The sequence below is a fragment of the Klugiella xanthotipulae genome (assembly GCF_006716695.1).
Lineage (GTDB): Bacteria > Actinomycetota > Actinomycetes > Actinomycetales > Microbacteriaceae > Klugiella > Klugiella xanthotipulae.
On sequence record NZ_VFPN01000003.1, the window covers coordinates 252,600 to 272,636 of the forward strand.

Annotated in this window: 17 protein-coding genes and 1 tRNA gene; 17 read left to right on the forward strand and 1 reads right to left on the reverse strand. The window is 58.8% G+C overall.

What is annotated here, in order from left to right; all coding sequences use genetic code 11:
- The first annotated feature begins 14 nt into the window (after window positions 1-14).
- The 14 genes from rplU to FB466_RS10650 all read left to right on the forward strand — a co-directional run bounded on the left by rplU (window position 15) and on the right by FB466_RS10650 (window position 14,226).
- The gene (rplU, locus tag FB466_RS10585; protein WP_141918381.1) at window positions 15-323 is read left to right on the forward strand and encodes a 50S ribosomal protein L21; all 309 of its coding nucleotides are present in this window, start codon (window positions 15-17) and stop codon (window positions 321-323) included.
- A 39-nt stretch (window positions 324-362) separates the two neighbouring features.
- A complete protein-coding gene (gene rpmA, locus FB466_RS10590) occupies window positions 363-620 on the forward strand; it encodes a 50S ribosomal protein L27 (RefSeq protein WP_141918382.1) in 258 nt (85 codons plus the stop codon).
- Window positions 621-702: 82 nt separating this feature from the next.
- Window positions 703-2,217 (forward strand): GTPase ObgE, encoded by a 1,515-nt coding sequence (gene obgE / locus FB466_RS10595; protein ID WP_141918383.1) that lies wholly within the window; start codon window positions 703-705, stop codon window positions 2,215-2,217.
- Entirely contained in the window at window positions 2,204-2,989 is a 786-nt protein-coding gene (gene proB / locus FB466_RS10600; protein WP_141918384.1) for a glutamate 5-kinase, read from the forward strand. Before obgE ends, proB begins: the two co-directional genes overlap by 14 nt.
- A 4-nt stretch (window positions 2,990-2,993) precedes the next feature.
- Entirely contained in the window at window positions 2,994-4,265 is a 1,272-nt protein-coding gene (locus tag FB466_RS10605; protein ID WP_141918385.1) for a glutamate-5-semialdehyde dehydrogenase, read from the forward strand.
- Window positions 4,266-4,321: 56 nt separating this feature from the next.
- Entirely contained in the window at window positions 4,322-4,528 is a 207-nt protein-coding gene (locus FB466_RS10610; protein ID WP_141918386.1) for a hypothetical protein, read from the forward strand.
- A 6-nt stretch (window positions 4,529-4,534) separates the two neighbouring features.
- Entirely contained in the window at window positions 4,535-5,137 is a 603-nt protein-coding gene (nadD, locus tag FB466_RS10615) for a nicotinate-nucleotide adenylyltransferase (RefSeq protein ID WP_141918387.1), read from the forward strand.
- 230 nt (window positions 5,138-5,367) lie between these two features.
- Window positions 5,368-6,624 (forward strand): hypothetical protein, encoded by a 1,257-nt coding sequence (locus tag FB466_RS10620; protein ID WP_141918388.1) that lies wholly within the window; start codon window positions 5,368-5,370, stop codon window positions 6,622-6,624.
- Between the two features lie 38 nt (window positions 6,625-6,662).
- Window positions 6,663-7,040 carry a ribosome silencing factor gene (gene rsfS, locus FB466_RS10625; protein ID WP_141918389.1) on the forward strand — a complete coding sequence of 126 codons (378 nt, stop codon included), beginning with the start codon at window positions 6,663-6,665 and terminating at the stop codon, window positions 7,038-7,040.
- 92 nt (window positions 7,041-7,132) lie between these two features.
- A tRNA-Ala gene (locus tag FB466_RS10630) sits at window positions 7,133-7,208 on the forward strand.
- 181 nt (window positions 7,209-7,389) lie between these two features.
- Complete coding sequence (locus FB466_RS10635; RefSeq protein ID WP_141918390.1) at window positions 7,390-9,126, forward strand: ABC transporter ATP-binding protein; 1,737 nt, start codon at window positions 7,390-7,392, stop codon at window positions 9,124-9,126.
- A gap of 65 nt (window positions 9,127-9,191) precedes the next feature.
- A complete protein-coding gene (locus FB466_RS10640) occupies window positions 9,192-11,156 on the forward strand; it encodes an ABC transporter ATP-binding protein (protein ID WP_141918706.1) in 1,965 nt (654 codons plus the stop codon).
- Window positions 11,157-11,241: 85 nt separating this feature from the next.
- Window positions 11,242-12,459, forward strand: coding sequence for an MFS transporter (locus FB466_RS10645; RefSeq protein WP_211344810.1), 1,218 nt, complete (start codon window positions 11,242-11,244; stop codon window positions 12,457-12,459).
- A gap of 171 nt (window positions 12,460-12,630) precedes the next feature.
- On the forward strand, window positions 12,631-14,226 hold the full coding sequence (locus FB466_RS10650; RefSeq protein WP_141918391.1) for a DUF7059 domain-containing protein: 1,596 nt from the start codon (window positions 12,631-12,633) through the stop codon (window positions 14,224-14,226).
- On the opposite strand, the gene FB466_RS10655 is transcribed toward FB466_RS10650, so the two are convergent.
- Window positions 14,223-15,056 carry an aminotransferase class IV gene (locus FB466_RS10655; RefSeq protein WP_141918392.1) on the reverse strand — a complete coding sequence of 278 codons (834 nt, stop codon included), beginning with the start codon at window positions 15,054-15,056 and terminating at the stop codon, window positions 14,223-14,225. The two genes, FB466_RS10650 and FB466_RS10655, sit on opposite strands and share 4 nt — an antisense overlap.
- 58 nt (window positions 15,057-15,114) lie before the next feature.
- Between FB466_RS10655 and FB466_RS10660 the strand changes: the two genes are divergently transcribed.
- The 3 genes from FB466_RS10660 (at window position 15,115) to FB466_RS10670 (ending at window position 20,036) form a co-directional block, all read left to right on the forward strand.
- A complete protein-coding gene (locus tag FB466_RS10660; protein WP_211344811.1) occupies window positions 15,115-16,548 on the forward strand; it encodes an anthranilate synthase component I family protein in 1,434 nt (477 codons plus the stop codon).
- 79 nt (window positions 16,549-16,627) lie between these two features.
- A complete protein-coding gene (gene leuS / locus FB466_RS10665) occupies window positions 16,628-19,213 on the forward strand; it encodes a leucine--tRNA ligase (RefSeq protein WP_141918393.1) in 2,586 nt (861 codons plus the stop codon).
- Between the two features lie 118 nt (window positions 19,214-19,331).
- On the forward strand, window positions 19,332-20,036 hold the full coding sequence (locus FB466_RS10670) for a helix-hairpin-helix domain-containing protein (RefSeq protein WP_141918394.1): 705 nt from the start codon (window positions 19,332-19,334) through the stop codon (window positions 20,034-20,036).
- Window position 20,037 lies beyond the last annotated feature (1 nt).

The following is a 20,037-nucleotide window of genomic DNA, read 5'->3' on the forward strand; positions in this document are numbered from 1 at the left end:
AAAGGTACGTAGAAGTGGTTTACGCAGTAGTGCGCGCCGGTGGTCGGCAGGAAAAGGTTGAGGTTGGTACGATCCTCACTGTTGACCGCGTCAAGGGCGATGATAAGGGCAAGGTTCAGCTTCCTGCCGTTCTTTTGGTTGATGGCGACACGATCACTTCGGAGGCCTCGGCTCTGGCGAAGGTTAATGTCGTAGCAGAGGTTCTTGAGGATCTGCGTGGACCGAAGATCGTCATTCAGAAGTTCAAGAATAAGACGGGATACAAGAAGCGCCAGGGCCACCGCCAGGAGCTCACCCGTATCAAGGTCACGGGCATCAAGTAGTCTCTCGACTACTTGCCCATTATTTGAGGAGATAAGCCCATGGCACATAAGAAGGGTGCGAGTTCCACTCGCAACGGTCGCGACTCGAACGCACAGCGTCTTGGAGTTAAGCGTTTTGGTGGTCAGGTTGTTGGCGCCGGTGAGATCATCGTTCGTCAGCGCGGAACCCACTTCCACCCCGGCGTTAACGTCGGACGTGGTGGGGATGACACTCTCTTCGCTCTTGCAGCAGGCTCGGTTGAGTTTGGTACCAAGGGTGGACGCAAGGTCGTCAATATTGTGGCTGCCGCCGAGTAGTCGGTAACAGCTTTCGGGTGGGCGAGCTTCGGCTCGCCTTTCCCATTTGTAGGGTTTTAGGTAAGAGGGAGGCACGGGGACTGTGGTTACGTTTGTCGATCGCGTTGTATTGCATGTGAGCGCGGGAGACGGCGGCAATGGTTGCGTCTCCGTGCGTCGAGAAAAATTTAAGCCGTTGGCCGGTCCGGACGGTGGTAACGGTGGGCATGGCGGAAATATTGTACTTGTCTCAGATCCCCAAACAACCACTTTATTGGCCTACCATCGCCATCCTCATTGGTCGTCTGAAAATGGTGGCTTTGGTATGGGTGATCATCGCAGTGGCGCCCAGGGAGCCGACCTAGAACTGAAAGTTCCGGTTGGGACAGTTGTCAAGGATGCTGACGGCAACGAGCTGATTGATTTCACCGAGCCGGGCGTGCGGTTTGTCGTTGCCGAGGGCGGTCTGGGAGGGCTAGGTAACGCCTCTCTCGCTACCACAAAGCGTAAAGCCCCCGGTTTTGCTCTGCTGGGCACACCTGGCGAACAGATTGACGTGCAGATTGAGCTTAAATCGGTTGCGGATATTGCTCTTGTGGGTTTCCCCTCGGCCGGTAAGTCGAGCCTCATTGCTGCGATCTCAGCGGCCCGCCCCAAGATTGCTGACTACCCCTTCACTACCCTGCAACCCAATCTTGGTGTAGTGCAAGCCGGTGAAACCCGTTTTACTGTTGCCGATGTGCCTGGGCTAATTGAGGGGGCCAGCGAGGGTAAAGGTCTTGGTCTTGACTTTCTGCGTCATGTTGAGCGTTGTAGCGCTCTGTTACACGTCCTCGATTGTGCAACTCTTGAGCCGGGCCGTGATCCGATCAGCGATTTGGACATTATCCTCAATGAGCTCAGAGCCTACCCTGTCGCTGAGGGTGAGGTTCCCCTACATGAGCGTCCACAACTGATTGCGCTTAATAAGGTTGATGTTCCTGAAGCCCGAGAGCTGGCCGAGTTTGTGACTCCCGAGCTGGAAGCGCGTGGATATCGTGTTTTCACGATTTCTGCGGTTGCACACGACGGACTTCGCGCTCTGACCTTCGCCCTGGCCGAGATTGTCGAGGAGCATCGTGCTCTCGCTGCGCTCATCCCCGAGGTTCCGCGCATCGTTATGCGGCCGAGTGCTGTGGACCAGGCACCCTTTACGATCCGTAAAGAGGGAGGGTCTTATGGAGACGTTTATCGTGTCTTGGGTAAGAAGCCAGAGCGTTGGGTTGCCCAGACGGACTTTGCCAACGATGAGGCCGTCGGTTATCTCGCTGACCGACTCAACAAGATCGGCGTTGAGGACGGCCTATTCAAAGCCGGTGCGATTGCCGGTTCAACGGTTGTTATCGGCCCTGGTGACGGGGTGATATTTGATTGGGAACCCACACTCACCTCAACGGCTGAGCTGATTACCTCTCCACGCGGTGCGGACGCGCGGCTGGATGACAACCAGCGCCCCACTCACAAAACCCGTCGTGAGATTTACCTTGATCGCATGGATGCGAAGGCTGAGGCGCGCGCGCTGTTGGAACGTGAGCGTGAGGCTGGCCTGTGGAAGGATCAGGACGGTGACCTCCCGTAGTCGCGCCGACATCCGGTCGGCTCGAAGGCTCGTTGTTAAAGTTGGTTCTTCTTCAATCAGTGGTGAGAACTCCGGTAATATTGCCCTCCTGGTTGACGCTTTGGCTGATGTTTACGCGCGGAATACCGAGGTGGTCTTGGTCTCCAGTGGTGCCATTGCTACGGGGATGCCCTTCCTGCGGCTTGATGAACGTCCAAACGACTTGGCCACCCAACAGGCGGCCGCGGCGGTGGGCCAGAATATCCTCGTTTTTCGATATCAGAATTCGTTCGACCGCTACAAAATCGTAGCGGGTCAGGTTCTCCTCACCGCGGGTGATCTGGAGAATCCTAAGTCTCGGACGAACGCACAGCAGGCCATGGAGCGTTTACTGGGGCTGCGTATCCTGCCCATCGTGAATGAGAACGATACCGTGGCGACTCATGAGATTCGTTTTGGTGACAATGATCGGCTTGCCTCGCTCGTTGCGGAACTTGTGGGTGCCGACTGCCTCATCTTGCTCTCGGACGTTGATGCCCTGTATACGGCACCTCCGGGAACTCCTGGTGCCACTCCGATCGCATCTGTTCCCTACGGAGACGAACTCGACGGAGTCACCATTGGGAGTGTGGGTACCGGGATCGGTACCGGCGGTGCCCTAACAAAGGTGGCTGCTGCGCGACATGCGGCACAGGTTGGTACTGGTGTTCTCCTCACCTCAACATCCAATGTGGGCCGAGCGATTGACGGTGACCAGGTGGGTACCTGGTTTGAACCGCGTCCCCTAAACTGAGGGAATGCTAAGCACCTCTCTCGTTGCGCAGGCTTGCGCAGAAAAGTTTTTGGCTGCCAAAGTGTCCGGTCGGCGCTTGGCTATCGCGACCACCGAGCAGAAAGATGCTGCCCTCACCGCGATGGCAGAGCTGCTCCGGGCTCGCTCTGAAGATATTGTGCGGGCCAACGCGCGCGATTGCGATGTCGGTGCACAATCGGGGTTGTCGGCGGGTCTTCAGGACCGGCTGCGTCTTGATGCTGCGCGGGTGGAGTCACTCGCTGAGGCGGTGTTGGCGATTCGCGCTCTTCCTGACCCGGTGGGGCAGGTAGTGCGGGGGAGCACTTTACCTAATGGCATCCGGATTGTCCAAACCCGGGTCCCCTTCGGCGTTGTGGGAAGCATCTACGAGGCCAGGCCCAATGTCACAATTGATATCGCAGCCCTGGCTCTGAAGAGTGGTAACTCCGTTATTTTGAGGGGTGGTTCCGCAGCGGAACAGACCAACGCGGTCTTGGTAGCATTGGTTCGAGACGCGCTGGTTGGCGTGGGCCTTCCCGCTGGTGCCGTGCAATCAGTTGATGAGTTCGGCCGTGCGGGAGCCCAGGAGCTGATGCGGGCCCGGGAGTACGTTGATGTTTTGGTGCCACGAGGGAGCGCAAGGTTGATCCGTGCTGTTGTTGCAGACTCAACGGTTCCGGTGCTTGAGACGGGTGCTGGAGTTGTTCATATCTATGTTGAGGCAACCGCAGACGTGCCGATGGCGGTCGAGATCGTGGTGAACGCGAAGGTGCAACGTCCCAGTGTATGTAATGCGGTCGAAACCGTTTTGGTGGATGCTGCTGTGGCCGCCACCTTCCTCCCGGTTCTCGGCGAGCGGTTGACTGCGCTTTCGGTCGATATCCGCGGGTGTGACATCACCCGTTCTTTCCTTCCCGGTGCGGGCATTGCTACAGATGATGACTGGGCAACGGAGTATGGAGACCTCATTGTTGCGGTTCGTGTTGTTGCGGGTCTGGACGCAGCGATGCAGCATATTGAGCGATACTCAACAGGCCACACTGAGTCGATTATCACTCGCGATATTGCGCGCTCGGAACGTTTTCTGGCTGAGGTTGACTCCGCGGTTGTCATGGTCAACGCCTCGACACGCTTCACGGATGGCGGAGAGTTTGGGTTTGGCGCTGAGGTGGGTATTTCGACTCAGAAGTTGCACGCGAGGGGTCCCATGGGACTTCCCGAACTAACTAGCACAAAGTGGATTGTGAGGGGGAACGGTCAGGTACGACCCGGCTAAAACGCTAAGCTAGAGATTGTGTCCGACCGGACCCCTATGAAGATTGCGAGATTTTTATGTCTTTCTTGACGATCCTGAGCGCCGCCGAGGGCGGGGCTCACGTGACCAACGAACTAATCATGCCCAGCATCCTCTTCGGAGCAGTCGCTCTCGTTGCCTTCGCCGCTCTGGCCATTGTGACCTGGACATTCCGCGACGTTGCCAACCGTCACGCCGACAAGGCAGAGGCTTTCCGTCGCGAGCACGCGGACTCGCAGCACTAGTCACTTATGGTGTCAGCTGAGGTGCAGCGCCCACGCATTGGCGTGATGGGAGGTACCTTTGACCCCATACACCACGGTCACCTGGTGGCAGCAAGCGAAGTTGCGCAACATTTTGACCTGGACGAGGTCATCTTCGTCCCCACCGGGCAACCGTGGCAAAAGGATAACGTTACTGATGGCGAGCACCGTTATCTCATGACGGTTATCGCTACCGCTGCTAATCCTCGGTTTACGGTGAGTCGTGTTGATATCGACCGGAGCGGTCCAACCTATACGCTGGACACTCTTCGTGATATCCGTGTGTCCCGCCCCAATGCGGAGTTGTTTTTTATTAGTGGGGCTGATGCGATCGCTCAGATTCTGAGTTGGAAAGATGTTGATAAGTTCTGGGAGCTTGCCCATTTTGTTGCCGTGTCCCGGCCGGGACACGATCTTTCTATTTCAGGATTGCCGGAGCGGGGCGTAAGCTTGTTGGAAGTCCCGGCGTTGGCAATCTCGTCAACAGATTGTCGCAGTCGAGTAAAACGGGGTTTCCCGGTGTGGTACTTGGTACCTGATGGAGTGGTTCAGTACATTTCTAAGCACCACCTATATGGAGTTACGGAATGAGTGAGCAACAGGAAGAACGTCCTTTAACCCGTCGTGAGATGCGGGAAAGGCGGTTGGGGGTATCGTCATCCTCCCCAGAAACAGGGTCATTGGATACCGGTGCTTTTAGTGTACCCGCGGGGGAAGGGTCCGGGTCTTCCCCGGTACCGTTTGCCGTTCCGGCTGAAGATAACTTTGAGGATACATCACCTCACCTGACCGAGTCAGGCCGCTCTCTCTCTCGACGCGAGATGAGAGAACTGTGGCTGGCCGAGCAGGCCAAGCGCGATGTTGCCCAGCCGCCGGCGGTACCGCCCGTGGCACCACCGGATGAGAGCGTACAGCGGTTCACCCCTGTGGAAACTCACTACCCTTCACCTCAACCGGTGTCTGCACCCCAGACTGCTGTTCCCACTGTGGATGCGGTTATCTCTCCACCTCCCTATGTTGCTTCGGATGTACCCCCTGCCAATCCGGTGGCCGTTCCGGTGACCCCTCCCGCTGTTACGCCAATAGCACAGCCACCCCATGCGATTGATGCTCAGCCGGTTGGTGCCGAGCCGAGTTCCTCACCGATTGAGTATGTTCAACAGCCTGCGTCCCTTCCCGCCGAGGCCGTGCTCCCCGCGGTTGAGGATATGCCAGCAATCGTTCCAGCTGCTCCGCTTGTCGAGCCTATTTATGTTCAACCTGCACCGGCTACCGATATGCCCGTTATCGAGCCTCACCCAGAACCGGTAGCACCCGTTCCAGAGGCCACTTTTTCTGAAGCCCCGCTGGAAGCAGAGTTTGTTACCGACTCAATCCCGCTTGGTACGTCGGATGCTCCCGAGGTGAACGTCACGGCTGAGTTCGCGTCCGTTGCCGAGGCAGCGCCAACAACCTCTCCCTACCAATTCCCTAGTATCGATCCGGAGAGCCCCGAGGATCAGGTCACTGTTGACCCATCAACGGTGACATTTGATGCCGGTGACCTGCCCGCTGAATTGCCAACAGTCTCCGTGGTCGAAGCTTCGGAGACACCGATGGCCTCTGGCACTTCCCCTGTGGAGGGAAGCGGCGGAGGAGACTTTGACGACATTATTTCGCGCGCGGTTGCTGACGAGGGGATTGAAACATCTTCGGGTGCCCTTATCCTTCCCGTGATCCCGGATAGTTCCGATCTTGCTGGTGCCTTGAATGAGACTGGTGAGGTATATATCACCGGCTCGATCGAGCTTCCCCGTGCGCTTGGTGAGACGGGTGGTCATGGCCGTCTACACGATTCGGTGGACAACCTCGACAACGTGCTTGGCGATATGGAATCAGATGAGCTCGCCCCGGATGATACTCGACCCGTTGCCGCGACCCGCGCCATCAGTGCGCAGGCATCGGGCAATGCCATCGTGACCCCCTCCACTAAGTCAGGCAACCGCCTTCCGCTGATTCTCTCTCTGACCGGTGGTGGGTTCATCCTGCTCGTCCTGGGGCTTCTTGGCTATGGGGCATCCAACGGCCTCTTTGGTTGACACACACACACACTTTTTCAGATGACAGGACACCCTTTATGAGTGCATCGCGCACATCCATGGATCAACTCGCGACTGCTGTAGAGGCAGCGAGGGATAAGCACGGAGAGAATTTTGTGGCACTTGATGTGTCCGGGTTGTTTCCCCTCTCCGATATTTTCTTTCTGGTGAGCGGCCGCTCGGAGCGCAACGTTCAGGCGATTGCGGACGAAGTGGAAGACAAAATGATCGCCGCGGGCACAAAACGCATTCGTCGTGAAGGTCGTGCGGCGGGCCGCTGGATTCTCCTCGATTTTGGCGATATTATCGTGCACATTTTCCACCAGGAGGAGCGTGCCTACTACGACCTTGAGCGGCTGTGGAAGGACTGCCCCGCGATCTCGCTGGATGTTCCCGAAGCATCTGTTGATGCCTAAAATTTTCGCCGATTGTGCTTCTCGATTTCATCATTGGAATGGTTATGTAGTACGATAGAGAAGTTGTCAGGCGAGCATTTGTCTGGCTTCCCGGGTCTGTGGCGCAGCTGGTAGCGCACCTGCATGGCATGCAGGGGGTCAGGGGTTCGAGTCCCCTCAGATCCACCATCGAGTGGAAAGTCCCAGGTATCTTATGAAGCCTGGGACTTCTTCTGTTCCCCGAGTACGCGCCGATAGGGTTGCGAGGCCGAGGTCAACGGATGTGGAGTACCATTGAGGTGATATTTTTCGACTCCACGCCAACCATATCGTTGTCGTCATTTTTGTTGCGTAATTGTCAGGATGCCAGTTGGTTCTTATTTCTCTTGTTCTTCGCCATGCCCGGCCTTATCGTGGGTGGATCGTGGCCGTATTTGTGCTGCAGCTGGTATCCACAATCGCCGCGCTCTACCTACCGAGCCTCAACGCGCTGATCATCGATAAGGGCGTGGCCCAGGGTGACACCGACTTTATCTGGTCAACCGGGGTTCGGATGCTTCTTGTGTGCCTGGTCCAGGTCGCCACGGCGATTGGTGGCATCTACTGTGGTGCCCGCACGGCCATGGCTATTGGGCGTGACCTGCGTCGCGAGGTGTACCGTAAAGTCGATTCGCTCAGTGCGCTGGAAACGGGCCGATTCGGCACGGCGACACTTATCACGCGAAGTACTAACGACGTCCAGCAGGTACAGATGCTCGTGCTGATGACGCTCAACTTTATGGTGTCAACACCAATCATGTGTATCGGTGGTATCGTCATGGCCTTGCGTGAGGACGTCGGTCTGTCATGGCTTGTCTGGGTATCCGTTCCGGTCCTTTTCGCAATTGTAGGCTTCCTCGTTTACCTGTTGATGCCACTTTTTCGTCAGATGCAGGATCGTATTGACGGCATCAACAGTGTCCTGCGTGAGCAGATTGTGGGTATCAGGGTGGTTCGAGCCTTTGTGCGTGAACCCTTCGAGTCGGCCCGCTACGAAAAAGCCAACGAAAGCCTGACTCGGGTATCCGTGCGGGTGGGAAACATCTTCGTGCTCATGTTTCCGGTGATTATGATGGTGCTGCACTTGGCAACGGCTGCGGTTCTCTGGTTCGGTGGGCAGCGGGTGGACGCTGGGGATATGCAGGTAGGCTCTCTCACCGCGTTTTTGCAGTATTTGCTTCAGATTTTGATGGCCGTGATGATGGGGGTCTTCATGGTCATGATGATTCCGCGGGCCGTAGTGTGCGCCGAGCGGATTGATGAGGTGCTGGCGACAGATTCAACGCTGAAGGCACCCCGAGAGGCCACAGTGCCGACACCTACACGTGGGATTGTCGAGTTCCGCAACGTGACTTTTGGATATCCGGGAGCGGAGCGTCCCGTTCTCGACAACATCAGCTTCACCGCAGAACCGGGTAAAGTGACGGCGATCGTCGGGTCAACAGGCTCCGGTAAAACGACGCTGATGAGTCTCATCCCACGACTCTACGATCCCCAGGTGGGGTCGGTGTCGATCGACGGTGTGCCCGTGGCGGACCTCACCCGTGAGCAAATGTCCGCAGTCGTGGGCCTTGTGCCCCAAAAACCTTACCTTTTTACCGGCACCATTGCCTCCAACCTACGTTTTGGGCGGGCTGTCGCGACCGATGAGGAACTGTGGAGCGCGTTGCGTGTGGCTCAGGGTGCCGACTTTGTACGGGATAAGACAGACGGACTTGAGAGTTCCATCGCTCAGGGCGGTACCAATGTTTCTGGCGGGCAGCGCCAGCGGCTCTCTATTGCGCGCGCGCTCGTGGCGCAGCCACGAATCTATCTCTTCGATGACTCGTTCTCCGCCCTGGACGTTTCGACGGATGCTCGTCTACGTGCTGCCCTCGGTGACGCGACCGGTGACGCGACGGTCATTATCGTGGCCCAACGGGTTTCCACCATTATGGAGGCGGATCAGATCATTGTGATTGACGACGGAGCTATTGTGGGTCGGGGCACCCATGATGAATTGATCGAGAGTAACGAAACCTACCAAGAAATTGTTGAGTCTCAGTTGAGCGTCGAGGGAGTGGCATAGCCGTGGCGAAGCGCACAAAGAATGATGGCGTACCCGTGACCGACACTGCCGCGGTCGAGTCGAGCATGGAATACACGCCCTCTGAGGCGGACGGTGACATGTTCGGTGGCGCACCCGCTAAAAAGGCTCAGCACTTTTGGCCCTCAGCTAAAAGACTCATTGGGCTGCTTAAGCCCGAACGAGTGAAGATGACTATCGTTGTTCTGCTCGTGATCGTTTCGGTAATTCTCACGGTGATCGCTCCCAAAATTCTCGGGCGGGCGATGGACGTCATATTTAACGGCGTTCTCGGTGCTCAGTTGCCCGCTGGGATACCGCTTGATCAGGCGATCAAGCAGGTTCGTGCCCAGGGGAATGAGAAGTTCGCCAACATGTTGCAGGGAACCTCCGTGGTACCCGGTGAGGGCGTGGACTTTACCGAGCTGGGACGACTCATTCTGATCGTTCTCGCTATGTACACGATTGCCTCGGCGCTCATGTGGGCGCAGGGCTACGTGCTTAACGGTCTCGTCATGCGTGTGGTGTTTCGCCTACGCCAGAGTATCGAGGAGAAGCTCAACCGATTGCCCCTCAGCTACTTTGATACGCGCCAGCGGGGAGACCTGATGTCTCGCGTCACCAACGACGTGGATAATATCCAAGCTGCCCTCCAACAGGCCTTTTCGCAGTTGGTGCAGTCTCTGCTGACCGTGATCGGTATCATCGCCATGATGTTTATTGTGTCGTGGCAGTTGGCGCTGATCGCGCTGATCGCGTTGCCTCTGTCGGGCATTATTGCGGGTGTGATCGGGGCGCAATCTCAGAAGCTCTTCGCTGCCCAGTGGAAGAATACTGGTTCCCTCAATGGGCACGTTGAAGAATCATTCTCGGGCCAGGAAATTATCCGCGTGTTTGGGCGCGATAAGGAGATGCTGGAAGAATTCGACGTGCGCAACGAAGAGCTTTATCGGGCCGCGTTTGGTGCACAATTTGTCTCCGGCATGATCATGCCGGCCATGACGTTTGTGTCCTATCTTTCCTATGTGCTGATTGCGGTTGTGGGCGGCTTGCGGGTAGCCTCCGGACAGATGACGCTCGGCGACGCAACCGCGTTCATCCAGTACTCTCGTGAGTTCACGCAGCCCATCACCGAGATGGCCAGCATCGCCAATATGCTCCAGTCAGGCGTTGCCTCGGCTGAGCGGACCTTTGAGCTGCTGGATGCCGGAGAGCAAGACCAGGAAAACGCCACCGAAAACCTGCCGGAGCGCACTGACGGCCATGTGGAGTTTGAAGGTGTGTCCTTCCGGTACAGTGCTGATACTCCGCTCATTGAGGACTTATCCTTCTCGGCCCAGCCCGGGCAGACCGTCGCGATCGTGGGTCCCACTGGTGCTGGAAAGACGACCCTGGTCAACCTGGTGATGCGGTTCTATGAGCTGACCGGAGGCCGCATTCGGGTTGACGGGGTGGACATTACCGCTCTATCGCGTGCTGAGCTTCGCTCACAGGTGGGAATGGTTCTTCAAGATGCGTGGCTGTTTGAGGGCACGATTCGGGAGAACATTCGCTACGGTCGGCTCGACGCCACCGACGAAGAGGTGATCGCTGCGGCGCAGGCCACTATGGTGGATCGTTTTGTGCGTCAGCTACCGGACGGGTACGACACCGTGCTCGATGCGGATGGTGGAAGTGTGTCGGCGGGCGAACGCCAACTGCTCACAATCGCGCGGGCTTTCATCGCGAATCCGTCGCTGCTCATCCTGGACGAGGCGACCTCGTCGGTGGATACCCGAACAGAGCTGCTGGTGCAGCAGGCCATGGCCGCGCTGCGGGCTGATCGCACGTCATTTGTGATCGCACACCGGTTATCAACCATCCGTGATGCTCATACCATTCTGGTGATGGAGTCGGGCCGCATCGTGGAGCAGGGCACACACAGCGAATTGCTTGAGGCCAAGGGAGCCTATTTTGACCTGTACACGGCTCAGTTTCGTGCTGATGAAGATGAGCCAGCTGTGGCCAGTGTGCCAGACTCGACCCTCCCGTAAGGTGGGGGAAAAACGGCGCGCCGTGTGAGCATTTAGGGTGTGAGGGGGTCCGAGGTTTTGGGCCCCCTCGCCGTGAGGATGGGTTGTGTTGGAAACAAAGCGTGCTGGACTACCGCGAGAAGTTTTTGTTCTGATCAGCGCGGCATTTGTGATTGCGTTGGGCTACGGTATTGTGGCACCAGTTCTGCCCACCTATGCGCGCGAGTTTGGGGTAAGCATAGGGGCTGCCAGCGCCATCGTGAGTTCGTTTGCACTCATGCGTCTGTTATTTGCCCCGGCAAGTGGCCAGCTGGTGCAGAAGTTTGGTGAAAAGAGAATTTACCTGAGCGGTCTCGCGATTGTGGCGCTTTCGACCGGTGCCTGTGCCCTCGCTGATAGCTACTGGCAACTGCTTTTTTTGCGTTCCCTGGGTGGTATCGGTTCCACCATGTTTACGGTTTCGGCCATGGGCCTGCTGATTCGGATCAGCCCCTCCCACATGCGGGCTCGGATATCGAGCCTCTACTCGGGTAGTTTTCTTGTGGGCAGCATCGGTGGCCCGGTGCTGGGTGCGGCTTTTGCCAGTTTTGGCCTCAGGGCCCCCTTTGTGATTTATTCGTTGGCGCTCATAATCGCGTGTGTGGTTGTGGCAACAGCCCTGGGAAACTCACCCCTATCCGAGGAGCAGGCACAGGACCAGCGTCCTGCGCTTACTCTGCGTCGTGCGCTTCAGCTGCGGCCCTACCGCTCGGCGCTTGGCGCTAATTTTGCCAATGGCTGGGCCTCTTTTGGTGTGCGCGTCTCGCTTGTTCCTATGTTTGTTGTCGAGGCATTTCAGTACAGCCCTGCCGCTGCTGGACTCGCGATGACCGCCTATGCAGTGGGCAACGCGGCCGTGATCATCCCGGCTGGCCGACTCTCGGATCGATACGGGCGTCGGCCCTTCATCTGCGCCGGTTTTGGGGTGGCCGGATTGGCGACTGTTTTCCTCGGGATGGCTCCCGAGCTCTGGGTGTGTCTGGCCCTCTCTGCACTGGCCGGGGTGGGTACGGGGGTTGCGACCCCCTCTCAGCAGGCTGTTATCGCAGATGTGATTGGCTCTCGCGCCCGTGGCGGTCAGGTACTCTCAACATTTCAGATGGTCTCGGACCTGGGGGCGGTCCTGGGGCCGCTTGTGATCGGTTTCCTAGCCGATGCCGCGGGGTACTCCGTCGCGTTTGCGGTGACAGGGGCGATACTACTCAGCGGTTCGCTGCTCTGGTTGCTGACGCCGGATACTCGTTCCCGGACGGAGACCCGCGAGATTCCGATCGTTGACGGCTAAGGCGTATCGCTTTAACGGTTTGACAAGGCGCTCTGAGGCGAGCATCGACTTCAGATCAGGATTGATGCAAATCTGGCCAATTTCCGTACTCATCGTGGACGTATACCCCCTGGCCGGGTCCAGAGATCGTGTGATTGCGAGGGTCGGGTGCTCATGCGGCACTATTGATCTATGTCTGAATTTCCTGATTCGTACCACCTCCCGGTCCCGGACCTGCCCGTATCAATATCGGAGGCACTCAACAACCTGGCGGACGACTTTCGGGCCGCAGGGTACACAGCTGAGGGACTGGTCGATCTTCTGGGGGAGGCCTGGCCCGCTGTCCAAAGATCTCAGGGGGTGCCGGCGCGGCGGCGGCTCGCCTCTCGCCGCAGGCAGGGACTGAATACATCGCTGGACACCCTTGTGGCGCTTTTTGTGCTGGGCCAAAAGGTGCCGTTTGCTGACGCTGAGGCAGCCCTGAGCGGTGTGACTCTTCCCGGTGCGCTCGACATCCATCTGGTGCGGGTTGACGTTGATCACGGCATGGTTGCGCCACTCCTGGATGCGCGCCCCCAGGTATTCACTGACCCTCAGGGTACCGTGGAATGGATCATCCTGTCTGATCAGGGAGAACTGAGCCGTGGTGATGAACTTGCCGGTGACTATGTGCTGGGGGTCGGTGGTGCTACGCGAACTCTGGCCTCGTGCGCCGTGACGGATCGGGTTGACAGTGTTCTTGATCTGGGCACGGGGTGCGGTGTGTTGGCGATGCTCGCAACCCGCTATGCGCGGCGGGTCGTTGCCACTGATATTTCTGAACGCGCACTGCGCATCGCGCAGATGAACTGTGCGCTCAACGGCGTTACGGAGGTCGAATTTCGCAGGGGAAGCCTGTTTGAGCCCGTCACGGGTGAACTATTTGATCGAGTGGTGAGCAATCCGCCCTTTGTTATTACGCCGCGTGCGGACGGTGCGCCCATATACGAGTACCGTGATGGAGGAATGGTCGGTGATGCGCTGGTACGGGCCGTTGCGACCGGGGTATCCTCGGTGCTCAAGCCGGGGGGCGTTGCGCAGCTTCTCGCTAACTGGGAGTATCGCCGGGGTGAGCCCGATCTGGGGCCAGTACTCACCTGGTTGAAGGGAACCGTCTCGGATGTCTGGGCTGTCGAACGTGAGCGCCAGTCGTGCGAGGACTATGCTGAGACCTGGATTCGCGACGGTGGTGTCCTCCCTCGGACACCCCGTTTTGACGATCTTTACGACCTATGGTTGCACGACTTTGAGGAGCGGGGCATCACTGAGGTGGGGTTTGGTTACGTGCTGGTGGCACGACCTGCAGAATCGGAGTTCGCTGCTGCGCCCCTACGACGACTGGAACGCTGCTCGGGTCCCCTCGGGCACAACCCCCTCGGGCTCGGCCGTCACGTGGCCGAGAGTCTGATGGCCACCCGGTTGCTGGCGGGGCTTAGCGACAGCGAACTCGCCCGGCAGCGGTGTGTCGTGGCCTCCGATGTCACCGAGCATCGGCACTACCTCCCCGGGGAGGATCATCCTGCCGTGATCCAGCTGGTGCAGGGTGGCGGCTTTGGCCGTACCGTCGCCGCAGACACGGCACTGGCGGCATGTGTGGGAGCCTGTGACGGTGAGCTCACGGTCGGAGCTATCGCGAGCGCGCTGGCCGATCTGCTGTCCGCTGATGAGCGTGAGTTAGGGCTTGCGCTCTTTCCGCGCGTCCGCGAACTGATTCGCGACGGATTCTTGGAGATTGACCGGGAGCCCTAGGCTCCGCCGGACGGCGCGTGGAACGGCGTGCTGAGCGCTTGGTACCGTTGCGTCCTGGCCTGCTCATAGGCGTTAAGACGTTCGCGATTAGCGGGGGCCGCAGGTGCACCGTTAACCGTCACGACGGGGCGGATGCCGTGCAGCGCGTTGACCGCCCACAGCTCGGTGCTGCCGAGATCGTCTGCCCTCAACTGATCATCAACCGTTGGGATTCCCCATTCCGCCGAGACGGCCAGGATAATCTCTTCGGTGATACTCCGAACCCGGGGCTGGTTGTCCGCGATTCGACACAGCGTTCCCCCTCGCCACCAGAGGAGCGATGTGGTTGTTCCCTCGATCACCAGACCCTGCGAGGTGCAGAGGACGGTCTCATGTGCGGGTCCATCGGATGTGACCACCGCATCCGTGGACCGGGTGGCGTCGTTGAGGCGACGGAGGGCTCTCAGATCCGGTCCTTTAACGGTGGGCATCCGACGGGGGTCGCTGAAGTTGGTGATGAGGGCCACACCCGATGTCCGTGGCGGGGCCACGCGGCGCAGCAGAGCCAACCTCGGCCCGTCGGGGCAAGACACCAACTCGTATCGGGGAAACCACTCACCCTTCCCGTCAAGGAGCTGGGCAGAGGCGGCGTAGTAGGGTGTGTACTCTGCCAGGTCGGTGAACCCCATAATGAGAGCCGAGAACAGAAACCTTTCCCGATGGCGATCCAGCCCAACAGCTCGCCCGTCAACCACCCGGTGTGAGTCGGCGGCGAGGAGGGGGCGCTCGATTGGCTCAGGGTCCGTGGCGGGATTGAGCCTTGTGCCATCCCACCAAAAGAGTTCACTCACAAGGCTTCTCCCACGGTGTTGCCCAGCCGGATTGCGCGAGCCACTCTAGGCTAGTACAGTGACCGCACCTCATTTCCGTCATACCCTTGTGGGCTGGATTGACCCCGAGCAACTTTATGCCGCATTCTATGGAGATAACCCCTACTCTTTTTGGCTTGATACGGGTGGCAACGCTTCTGCGGGGGTCAGCTATCTAGGGGAGGGCGAACGGCTACTGTGGTCTGATTCCGAGGGTGTGGTGCGGTTGGGCACAGTGTCCGCTGATGCTACGGGGGAGGGTGCCGCGGGTATCCGCGACGCCCTTCTGTTACCCGGAACCTTCCTGGCCGAGCTGGCTACGCGGGTACCGGCACCGGTAGAAGCGAGTGGGTCTGCGGAGAACCCCTCGTTCGATCTGGGTTGGGTTGGCTGGATCGGGTATGAGGAGGGGGTCGCCGAGCTGGGTCTGCCAACCCAACCTGAGCTCTCGGCTATTCCCGCATCCGCGCTGCTGGAGGTCGGCGTCGTTGTTGCCTGTGATCACGCATCTCGGCAGATCACTCTCGTTGCTCGTGATGAGGTTAAGCGTGACGCGTGGTTGCGTCGTTATGGCGACCTGTATACCCGCATGGTGAACGGGGATGAGCAGATGGCGGTATCGCGGATACTTCCGGTGCCAACAGCGTCACCGCTGCCCTCCTGGCGGCACAGCGACAGCGATTATCGTGCACTCATCACAACCTGTCAGGAGCAAATCCGGCGCGGAAACGCATACCAGCTCTGTCTTACAAACCGAGTGACGGTTGGGCTAAGCCCGCCCCCGTTTCCCCTCTATCAGCGTCTCAGGGCATCATCCCCGACACACCACGGGGGCCTGATCCGGGTGGGAGAGTGTTCGCTTGTGAGCGCGACCCCCGAGCAATTTCTTGCGGTCACCCCTCGTGGTGTAGTGCGCACCGCACCAATCAAGGGCACACGACCCAGGGCCGAATCGGTCGGGGACGATGCTGCGACCATTCTCGAACTGCGGGGCAACGCTAAGGAGCGTGCTGAGAACGTAATGATTGTTGATCTCATGCGCAACGACATTCAGCGTGTTGCCGACATCGGCTCGGTGCAGGTTACCACTCTGCACCGGGTGGAAACGTACGCCCACGTTCATCAACTGGTAAGTACGGTTGAAGCCCGCCTGCGCAGGGGGATGACAGCTGTCGATGCACTGCGCGCTTGCTTTCCCGCTGGCTCGATGACGGGTGCACCCAAGCTGAGCGCTATGCAGATCCTGCACAGCGTGGAGGGCGGACCGCGTGGCATATATGCGGGCGTCTGGGGATATCTGAGCGACAACGGGACGACGGATCTGGCCATGGTCATCCGATCGATCATGTTGGACGGTAACGTTGCGACAATCGGCACGGGCGGGGGGATAACGATTGATTCCGTCATCGAGGCGGAGCTTGCAGAAATCAAAATTAAGGCGGCGGCACCTCTCCAAGCACTTCTCGGCCCGTAATCTGCCGGGATGCCGCTATTCTTGGTAGTCGGGCCGCAATCTGTGTGTGGCCTCCGCGATGTGATGCAAAGAGGACTGAGTGAGCGACGAACAATACCCTGCTGAAGAAACCACCGCCGATGAGGTTTACGATTTCCGGGCCATCCAGGATCGTTGGTTACCCGTTTGGGATGAGCTAGAACCTTTTCGGGCGGGCAGGGAGGGCGATGTCCGCCCCCGTAAGTACATCCTCGACATGTTTCCCTACCCGTCGGGCGACCTGCACATGGGGCACGCCGAGGCTTTCTGCTTCGGTGATATCGTGTCGCGTTACTGGCGCGGTCAGGGTTTCGATGTGCTTCATCCGATCGGCTGGGACTCGTTTGGGTTGCCCGCAGAGAATGCTGCAATTAAGCGGGGAATCGATCCGCGCGAGTGGACGTACAGCAACATTGATCAGCAGAAGAAAAGCTTCCGGCTGTACGCTCCCTCGTTCGACTGGAGCCGCGTGCTGCACACGAGCGATCCCGAGTATTACAAGTGGAACCAGTGGTTGTTTCTTGAGATGTATAAGAAAGGCCTGGCTTATCGCAAGGCTAGCTGGGTTAACTGGGACCCAGTAGACCAGACTGTTCTGGCCAATGAGCAGGTTCTTGATGACGGTACCTCTGAGCGCTCGGGCGCTGTCGTGGTTAAGAAAAAGCTCACGCAATGGTACTTCAAAATCACCGATTACGCCGACCGCCTTCTGGACGACCTTAACCAGTTGGAGGGCGCTTGGCCAGCCAAGGTGTTGAGTATGCAGCGCAACTGGATCGGTCGTTCGATCGGGGCCGAGGTTGATTTTGAGGTTGAGGGACATCCGGAGAAAATCTCTGTGTTCACCACGCGTCCAGACACTCTCTACGGTGCCACTTTTATGGTTGTCGCACCGGATGCCGACCTCGCCGCTGACCTGGTGGCCGAGGCCACGCCGGAGGTGGCCGAGGCTTTCCAGAGTTACCTGACCGCCGTGCAGAAGACGAGCGAGGTAGACCGCCAGAACGCCGAGCGTGAGAAGACCGGCGTGTTCCTGCATCGCTACGCGATTAATCCGGTGAGTGGTGAGCGTATCCCGATCTGGGCCGCCGACTACGTATTGGCCGACTACGGGCACGGTGCCGTGATGGCTGTACCCGCACACGATCAGCGCGATCTTGATTTTGCACGGCAATTTGACCTACCCGTGCGCGTTGTGGTTGACACGACCGCTCCCGTTACGGGAGTGTTGCCTGTCATTGAGTTCGATGGTGAGGGTGTCCCGATCCTGCCTGACGACATCGAGAGCATTGATCCTGCGGTGACGGGCCGGGCACTCACGGGTGACGGGCGCCTGACTAACTCTGGCCCGCTTAACGGTCTGAGTAAGACCAACGCCATCAGGCGCGCCATTGAGGTGTTGGAGGAGCGAGGAACGGGCCGCTCCGCTAAGACCTACCGTCTGCGCGATTGGCTCATCTCGCGTCAGCGCTACTGGGGGACGCCCATCCCAATTCTGCATGGCGAGGATGGTGAGCTTATTCCCGTTCCACAGGAGCAGTTGCCCGTGAGGCTTCCCGCGAGTGAGGGACTCGACCTTAAACCCAAGGGTTCGTCACCGCTGGGTGCGGCGGACGCCTGGGCCACGGTAGTTGACCCCGATACGGGGCGTCAGCTGCGCCGTGACCCCGATACCATGGACACCTTTGTAGACAGTTCATGGTATTACCTGCGTTTCCTCTCTGCCCAGGACGGTACGCAGGCTTTCGACCCTGCCGAGGCTGAGAAGTGGGCACCCGTTGACCAGTACGTGGGAGGCGTTGAGCACGCCATCCTGCATTTGCTGTATGCGCGATTTATTACCAAGGTTCTCTGTGACCTGGGTTACGTGAACTTTACCGAGCCTTTTAGCGCCGTGCTCAACCAGGGTATGGTTCTGCTGGATGGCTCCAAGATGAGCAAGAGCAAAGGCAACCTCGTTGAGTTTGCGGATGAGTTGGACGAGCACGGTGCGGATGCGTTGCGTTTGACGCTGGCCTTCGCCGGCCCACCCGAGGAGGACGTTGACTGGGCGGATGTATCCGTGCACGGTTCGGCCAAGTTTTTGGCCCGCGCCTGGCGGGTCGCCAAGGACGTTTCGAGTGCGCCAGATGTTGACTGGAAGAAAGGCGATCAGGCCCTACGTCGGCACACGCACCGTTTCCTTGCCGAGGCCCCTGGGCTGACCGAGTCGTTCAAATTCAACGTGGTGGTGGCGCGCCTGATGGAACTGACCAATGTGACGCGCAAGGTGATCGATTCCGGTGCCGGTCCGGCCGACCCCGCTGTCCGTGAGGCGGCAGAGGTCATCACTGTTGCGCTCAGCATGTTCGCGCCCTATACAGCTGAGGACATGTGGCATCGCCTGGGTTATGAGGCGACTGTGGCCAACGCCCAGTGGCGCAAGGCCTCACCCACACTGCTGGTAGAGGAGAGCGTGACCGCGATCATTCAGGTGGATGGCAAGGTGCGAGATCGCGTGGAGGTTTCCCCCAAAATATCGGTGGAGGATCTTGAGGCGCTGGCTCGGGCTTCGGAGGCGGTTGCCAGGGCCACGGTTGGTCGCCAGATTGTGAACGTGATTGTGCGGGCCCCGAAGATCGTGAATATCGCGACTACGACGTTCTAGCTTCGAACCCGCTCAGCACCGCTGTCTACTTCCCTCCACACCCCGAGTGTGGGGGGAAGTTGTTCGTTAACGCGACTCATCCGTGGAGGGAAAATTGTGCTTCTTCTAGCGTGGCCTTATGAAAGCACGAGAGAACCCGGATGCCCTGTTAGATGATCAGCTGTCGGAGGAAACCCGCGGTGGACCTGTGCCTACGGGGCAGGCTGAGCCGCGCCGAGGCCTGCGAATCAGTACCCTAGCTGCACTTGTGCTCTTTATTGCTGCCCTCTCTGTCGCAGCCCTCTGGGGTGTGCTGAGTGATCGGAACGCTACGACTCAACGGTTACCCGTTGCCGCCCCAACCGCGTTATCGTCTGAACCGCCCACCCCGATGCCCAGTCCGGACAATAACGCGTATGTGCACGTTCTCGGGCAGGTGCGGGTTCCGGGTCTCTACACGGTCGCTACGGGTGCCCGGGTTATCGATGCGGTCGGTGCGGCCGGTGGGGTGACCGCTCGGGCTGATATGGCAGCCATCAATCTGGCCCGCGTGGTCGTAGACGGAGAGCAGCTTTACGTGCCCGCTGAGGGTGAGTCTCCGCCCCTACCCGCCGCGGGTGCTCCTTCAGAAAATGGTTCCGGGCTCCCCGGAGGTCTCCTCAATATCAACACGGCAACGAGCGACCAGTTAGAGGAGCTTCCGCGCGTAGGGCCTGCCCTCGCTCAGCGAATCGTGGACTGGCGGAAGTCGAACGGTGCTTTTACGAGCGTCGATGGCCTGCTGGGTGTGAGCGGTATTGGAGAAAAGACACTCGATGGCTTTCGTGATCTGATCACGGTGTAGG